Below are 6575 nucleotides of genomic sequence, written 5' to 3' on the forward strand. Positions count from 1 at the left end.
GGCGCGTGTGAGCATCGTGCCACCCCAAGTGGCCGCTATGTGACCGAGTGCCCCCGATCGGCCCCAGATGGACTGTTAAGGATCAATAAGAAACACCCCGTACGGAGGTCGTGGCGCTGCCGTCGGGGGCCGTCCGGTGCGCGTGACGGCGTCGGCCGGACGCACGGCATGATGGACCACATGCGTGCGGTGGTGCAGAGGGTGGACGGCGCGAGCGTCGTCGTGAACGGTGAGACGGTCGGGGAGATCGACGGCGAGGGACTGTGCGTCCTTGTCGGGGTGACCCACGAGGACACGAAGGAGAAAGCGGCCCAACTGGCCCGGAAACTCTGGTCCGTACGGATGCTGACCGACGAGAAGTCGTGCTCCGACATCGACGCGCCGCTGCTCGTCATCAGCCAGTTCACCCTCTACGGGGACGCCCGCAAGGGCCGGCGCCCCACCTGGAACGCGGCGGCCCCCGGCGATGTGGCCGAGCCCCTCGTGGACGAGGTCGTGGCCCAACTCCGTTCGCTGGGCGCGACGGTGGCCACGGGCAGGTTCGGCGCGCAGATGCGCGTCTCGCTGACGAACGACGGCCCGTTCACGGTACTGATCGACATGTGACGACCGGCGTGTGACGAGCGGCGTGTGAAACCCGGTCGGCCCGTGGCCGCTGTGGCCGCTCTGGCCGCCGTGGCCCCCGTGTCCTACGGCTCGACCACGACCTCCTGGGCGGCGGCCGTCTCGTCGGCCGTCAGCCGGGCGTCGAGGGGAATGTTCCGCTTGACCAGGGCCAGCGCGATCGGGCCCAGCTCGTGATGGCGTACGGACGTCGTGATGAAACCGATCTTGCGGCCCTCCGCGCCCTCGTCCGCGAGACGCAACTCCGTGCCGTGCGGCGGCAGATGGACCTCGCTGCCGTCCAGGTGCAGGAAGACGAGCCTGCGCGGCGGCTTGCCCAGGTTCTGGACGCGGGCGACGGTCTCCTGGCCGCGGTAGCAGCCCTTCTGCAGATGCACCGCGCTGCCGATCCAGCCCAGCTCGTGCGGGATGGTGCGGTGGTCGGTCTCGAAACCGAGGCGCGGCCGGTGCTGCTCGACACGCAGGGCCTCGTAGGCGAGGAGCCCGACGGCGGGCCCGTGCTTGACGCCGTCCTCGCCCGCGTCCTCGGCGAACGACTCCAGATCCGCGCGCGGCAGGAACAGATCCCGCCCGTACGAGGTCTCGCGTACGACGACCCCCTCGGGGACCTCGGCGATGGAACCGGCGGGCAGATGCACGACCGCGAGATCGCCGGTGCGGTCGGCGACCTCGACCCGGTAGAAGAACTTCATCGACTCCAGGTACGCGATCAGCGCGTCCTGCGTGCCGGGCTCGACGTGCGCCCAGGTCGTCGTCCCGTCGTCGACGAGATACAGCGCGTGCTCGACATGGCCGTTCGCGGAGAGGATCAGCGCCTCGGTGGCCCGGCCGGCCGGGAGGTCGCTGACGTGCTGGGTGAGCAGCAGATGCAGCCAGCTCAGCCGGTCCGAACCGGTGACGGCGACCACCCCGCGGTGCGAGAGGTCCACGAAACCGGTGCCGTCGGCGAGGGCACGCTGCTCGCGGAACAGGTCGCCGTAATGGGCGGCTACGCCTTCGTCCACTCCCTCGGCGGGAACGGCACCGGGCAGGGACAGCAGAGGGCTCTTCATATCCACACAGCCTACGACCGTGTGGTGGCCGATTTTATTTCCCGGCGCCGCCGGACTCCGCCGCCGCGGTGCCGGACCTGGCCGCGGTGCCGGACTTCGCCGCGCACTCCTCGCAGCGGCCGAAGATCGCGAAGTGCTTCATGTCGGTGACGAAGCCGAAGGTCTCGCGCAGCTTGGCCGTGAAGTCGGCGGCGACCTCGATGTCCGCCTCGATGACGTTCGTGCAGTCGCGGCAGACCAGATGGATGTGATGGTGCCGGTCCGCGAGGTGGTACGTGGGCGCGCCGTGCCCCAGGTGCGCGTGCGAGACCAGCTTGAGCTCCTCCAGGAGCTCAAGGGTCCGGTACACCGTGGAGATGTTGACCCCCGAGGCCGTCTTGCGCACTTCCACGAGGATGTCGTCGGGAGTCGCGTGCTCCAGGGTGTCCACCGCTTCGAGCACGAGCTGCCGCTGGGGCGTGAGCCGATAGCCGCGCTGCCGCAGATCGCTCTTCCAGTCGGCGCCCGCACCCGTCGTGTCCGCGCCCGTGCCTTCGGTGCTGCTTCCAGTGCTCACCACACCGGAAGTCTAGGACTACTTGAAGAAAGCGATGCCGTCGTCCGGCATGTCGTCCGGGAGGGCCTTCGCCCAGCGCTCCACGTCGTCGGGGCTGACGACCTTCTTGAGCTGCGCCGACATGTACGGGCGGAGCGGGACCTCGGGGGTCTGCTTCTCGCCGACCCACATGAGGTCGCTCTTCACGTATCCGTACAGGCGCTTGCCGCCGTTGTACGGGCCCGAGGCGGCCGTGCGGGCCACCGCGTCCGTGACCAGGTCGATCTGCGGCTGCTTGGCGGCCAGGTCGCCGTACCAGATCTCCACCACACCGTCGTCGCGGACCATCACGACCTCGACCTTGCGGTCCTTGTCGATGCGCCAGAAGCCCGACTCGGACTCCAGCGGGCGCACCTTGTTGCCCTCGGAGTCGAGGACCCAGGTGTGCGAGTGGTATTCGAGGAAGTCCCGGCCGTCGTGGGTGAAGCTGACCTCCTGGCCGAAGTTGCACTTCTCGGCGCCGGGGAAGTCGTGAACGCCCGCGCCGGTCCACTCACCGAGCAGGAAGACGAGGGGGACGAGGTCCTTGTGCAGGTCGGACGGGATCTCGATCATGAGGTCGGCAGTTCCTTGATGGGGGTCAGCGCTGGCCCTGGTACAGCTTCTTCACGGCGAGCCCGGTGAAGGCGAGAACGCCGACACAGACCAGGATCAGCAGGACTTCGAAGAAGTACTCAAGCACGGGGTGCTCCTCGGGTGGCGCGGTGGTGGGCAGTACAGAGCCGGTCCCCACTCTAGACGGGCGGGAACCGGCTCTCTCTCCGAGGGGCGCCGGTCGGCCCATCGCGCCCCTTACGATTCGGGCATGGCGAAGAAGCTCGTGATCAAGGTGACGGCAGGGGCCGACGCCCCCGAACGCTGCTCGCAGGCCTTCACGGTGGCGGCGGTCGCCGTGGCCAGCGGGGTGGACGTCTCGCTCTGGCTCACCGGGGAGTCCGCGTGGTTCGCGCTGCCCGGCCGTGCCGCCGAGTTCGAGCTCCCGCACGCGGCCCCGCTGCCCGACCTGCTCGACTCGATCGTGGCCGGCGGCCGTCTCACCCTCTGCACGCAGTGCGCGGCCCGCCGGGACATCTCCGAGAAGGACGTCATCGACGGCGTACGGATCGCGGGCGCGCAGGTCTTCGTGCAGGAGGCCCTGGCCGACGACACCCAGGCGCTCGTCTACTGAGCGCCCCGGCCCCTCGGAGTCCCTACCGCCGGCGCTTCTTGCCGTCCAGTTCGTCCCACCACTCGTCGGACTTGTTGTCGCCCGAGGGGTCGTCCCACCAGCGGTCGTCGGGGCCCCGCCGGTTGGCCGTCATCGCGGCGAGCGGCGGGATCACCATCGCCACGACGCACATGCCCACGGCCACGGGGACCGACCAGAGCCGGACGACTCCCCAGGCCAGTACGAACAGCCCGATGCACGTCCCCATCATGGCGAAGTAGACGTGCCGCCTTCGCGCATACATACGTCCAGCGTAGACCGGTTCGGGACAACCGGGACAAGCCGAAGGGCCACACCCCGTACCGGAAAGCGTCCAACCCCCGGGGGTGCGGCCCTTCGGCCGTTCATACGGTGCGAACCGCCGGACGGTTCACGTGGTGGTTCAGACGGCGATGGCCACCTCGGCCAGGCCGCCCGTCTGGGCGACGACCGTACGGTCGGCCGTGCCGCCCGGAACGAGGGCGCGAACGGTCCAGGTTCCCTCGGCCGCGTAGAACCGGAACTGTCCGGTCGCCGAGGTCGGAACCTCGGCGGTGAACTCGCCCGTCGAGTCCAGCAGGCGGACGTAGCCCACCACCGGCTCGCCGTCCTTGGTCACGTGACCCTGGATGGTGGTCTCACCGGGCTTGATCGTCGAGGCGTCGGGGCCGCCGGCCTTCGCTCCACACATGTTTCGTTTCCGTCCTTGAGTCCTTGTGGCCGTGAGGGTTACTTGTTGGCGCCGAGCTCGATCGGCACACCGACGAGGGATCCGTACTCGGTCCACGAGCCGTCGTAGTTCTTGACGTTCTCGACGCCGAGCAGCTCGTGCAGCACGAACCAGGTGAGCGCGGAACGCTCACCGATGCGGCACAGGGCGATGGTGTCCTTCGACAGGTCGACCTGCTCGTCCTCGTAGAGGGCCTTGAGCTCGTCGTCCGACTTGAAGGTGCCGTCGTCGTTGGCGTTCTTCGACCACGGGATGTTGCGCGAGGACGGCACGTGGCCGGGGCGCTGCGACTGCTCCTGCGGCAGGTGCGCGGGGGCGAGCAGCTTGCCGGAGAACTCGTCGGGCGAACGGACGTCGACGATGTTCTGCTGGCCGATCGCGGCGACGACGTCGTCACGGAAGGCGCGGATCGCCTTGTTCTGCGGCTTGGCCCTGTAGTCGGTCGTGGCGCGCTCGGGGACCTGCGAGCCGTCGACGAGGTCGCGGGAGTCGAGCTCCCACTTCTTGCGGCCGCCGTCGAGGAGCTTCACGTTGTCGTGGCCGTAGAGCTTGAAGTACCAGTAGGCGTAGGACGCGAACCAGTTGTTGTTGCCGCCGTAGAGAACGACCAGGGTGTCGTTCGCGATGCCCTTGCCGGAGAGGAGCTTCTCGAAGCCCTCCTGGTCGACGAAGTCACGGCGGACCGGGTCCTGGAGGTCCTTGGTCCAGTCGATCCGGATGGCGTTCCTGATGTGGTTCTTCTCGTACGCGGACGTGTCCTCGTCGACCTCGACGACGGCCACGTTCGGGTCGTCCAGGTGCTCCTGGACCCAGTCGGCGTCTACCAGGACGTCACTGCGGCTCATGCTCGTTCTCCTCCGGGGCAGTTACGGCGGGGCTGTGCGGCGGTGAGAGGTGCGGACGCGGTACGCGCTCGGGGTCTGAACCGCTCGGGCGGGTGTACGCGGCGCGGGGGCGGCCCCGACAGGAAAGGTCGAAGGGCCCGGCTCGCGGAAGGACGAAGGCTTCCGCTCAGAAGGTGCGACAGAGCATGGCGGCGACGCGGCACAGGTCCACTGCCCGCCGCTTCGTGAAGTCCGCCTGTTGCGTCATGCCGTCGATCGTAGGGACGGAAAGCCGGACATGTCACCGGCGTGTCGCATGCTGAGACGCGATCGTCCGCGATGTGGGATGTGAGGGGCGCGCGACCTGCCCCCGCACGCCCTCTGGGCCTTCACGGCCCACGGGGCCCGTGTCCCGCCGTCCGCGGATCTGCTGTGCGGACGGGTCCGTCTCGCCTTTCGGACGGCGGACGGCGGACGGCACTTCCTACGGCCTGGGTACGGCGGCCGTCCTGTACGGCGGCCGTCCTGCGCTCCTCCCCGAACTACCCGACGAGGCTGACGTCCGAACCCTTGACGTCGATGTCGACGCCCTTGGGGGCCGCCTCGACCTTGTCGAGCTTGATGCCGCCCGGCAGACCGTCGATCTTCTGCTGGAAGTCGGTGATCAGCCGGACCTTGTCCTCCGCGAGCTGCACACCCAGGTTGGGGAGGGAGTCCGCGTTCACCACGACCTTGTCGCCCTTGACGCTGACCGAGCTGAGCACGGAGACCGGGCGGGGCAGCTTCGTGCCGAGCACGGTGGCCTCCACCTCGACCTTGATCTTGCCGTTGCCGCCGTCGGAGAGGCCGACCACCTGGGCGGTGACGCCGGTCGCGACGTCCACGGGCTCGGCCTTGGCCGCCTTGAGGAGCTCGGCGTACGAGATCGTGGCCGTGCCGGTGGCGCTGGCCGCCTTCGCGGAGCTGTAGTCGCCGGAGAACGCGACGCCCCGCATCTGGGCGGTGAGGTTGTCGATGTGGATCTTGGCGGGGACGTCGGCGCCCGTGCCGTTCGCCGCGCCGCTCGTGTCGGCCTCGTAGTCCTTGATGCCGACCTGCACCTCGTCCAGTTCGCCGCCGACGACCTGGGTGAGGAAGGGGAAGCCCTTGATCGAGACGTCCGGGGTGCTGGACAGGCCCTCGTTGGTCTTCAGGCGGTCCGCCGCCTCGTCCTCGGCGAAGCCGACGGCTACGCGGTCGGCGATGACGAAGAGGCCGCCCAGGACGATGGTCACGATCAGAAGTATTCGCAGTGCTCGCATTGTCTCCGTGTTCCCCCACCTCGGCGGTCTTCTGTGCGCGAGGGTAACCCCGTGGGGTGGCCTGTCGGCCGGGGGTCGGGTTTGTTGTCGATCACCTGTGACAGGGGGGTGGGTGTGATCAGGCGTTTTTCCCTCGCCCCCGCCGCCCCTACCCGTTCCCGTCCACGTATGGGGCTGCGCCCCTCGCCCCCTTGATCGCGCTCCGCGCTCGTCCTCAAACGCCGGACGGGCTGAAGAGCTTTCAGCCCGTCCGGCGTTTGAGG

General features: G+C 68.9%; 9 protein-coding genes. 2 read left to right on the forward strand and 7 right to left on the reverse strand.

The window, feature by feature from the left end; all coding sequences use genetic code 11:
* Window positions 1-180: 180 nt before the first annotated feature.
* On the forward strand, window positions 181-606 hold the full coding sequence (gene dtd / locus ACZ60E_RS36895) for a D-aminoacyl-tRNA deacylase (protein WP_469446250.1): 426 nt from the start codon (window positions 181-183) through the stop codon (window positions 604-606).
* A gap of 83 nt (window positions 607-689) precedes the next feature.
* On the opposite strand, the gene ygfZ is transcribed toward dtd, so the two are convergent.
* Genes ygfZ through ACZ60E_RS36910 form a run of 3 tightly spaced genes read right to left on the reverse strand, consistent with a single transcriptional unit; the run spans window position 690 to window position 2826 of the window.
* Entirely contained in the window at window positions 690-1676 is a 987-nt protein-coding gene (gene ygfZ / locus ACZ60E_RS36900) for a CAF17-like 4Fe-4S cluster assembly/insertion protein YgfZ (RefSeq protein ID WP_385837931.1), read from the reverse strand.
* Window positions 1677-1710: 34 nt separating this feature from the next.
* The gene (locus ACZ60E_RS36905; RefSeq protein ID WP_384813068.1) at window positions 1711-2235 is read right to left on the reverse strand and encodes a Fur family transcriptional regulator; all 525 of its coding nucleotides are present in this window, start codon (window positions 2233-2235) and stop codon (window positions 1711-1713) included.
* A 15-nt stretch (window positions 2236-2250) separates the two neighbouring features.
* Window positions 2251-2826 (reverse strand): heme-binding beta-barrel domain-containing protein, encoded by a 576-nt coding sequence (locus ACZ60E_RS36910; protein WP_210881211.1) that lies wholly within the window; start codon window positions 2824-2826, stop codon window positions 2251-2253.
* 250 nt (window positions 2827-3076) lie between these two features.
* Here ACZ60E_RS36910 and ACZ60E_RS36915 point away from each other — a divergent pair, with 250 nt between their 5' ends.
* Entirely contained in the window at window positions 3077-3439 is a 363-nt protein-coding gene (locus ACZ60E_RS36915) for a DsrE family protein (RefSeq protein WP_107015259.1), read from the forward strand.
* 22 nt (window positions 3440-3461) lie between these two features.
* Here ACZ60E_RS36915 and ACZ60E_RS36920 read toward each other — a convergent pair whose 3' ends face one another.
* From ACZ60E_RS36920 to ACZ60E_RS36935, 4 genes are all read right to left on the reverse strand, one after another.
* A complete protein-coding gene (locus ACZ60E_RS36920; RefSeq protein WP_384813064.1) occupies window positions 3462-3722 on the reverse strand; it encodes a DUF3099 domain-containing protein in 261 nt (86 codons plus the stop codon).
* 138 nt (window positions 3723-3860) lie between these two features.
* Complete coding sequence (locus tag ACZ60E_RS36925) at window positions 3861-4148, reverse strand: DUF1416 domain-containing protein (protein ID WP_055513194.1); 288 nt, start codon at window positions 4146-4148, stop codon at window positions 3861-3863.
* Window positions 4149-4186: 38 nt separating this feature from the next.
* On the reverse strand, window positions 4187-5032 hold the full coding sequence (locus ACZ60E_RS36930; RefSeq protein ID WP_469446254.1) for a sulfurtransferase: 846 nt from the start codon (window positions 5030-5032) through the stop codon (window positions 4187-4189).
* 521 nt (window positions 5033-5553) lie between these two features.
* Window positions 5554-6312, reverse strand: coding sequence for an LmeA family phospholipid-binding protein (locus ACZ60E_RS36935; protein ID WP_469446256.1), 759 nt, complete (start codon window positions 6310-6312; stop codon window positions 5554-5556).
* Window positions 6313-6575: the final 263 nt, after the last annotated feature.

It is taken from the genome of Streptomyces sp. NPDC102514 (genome assembly GCF_055584525.1).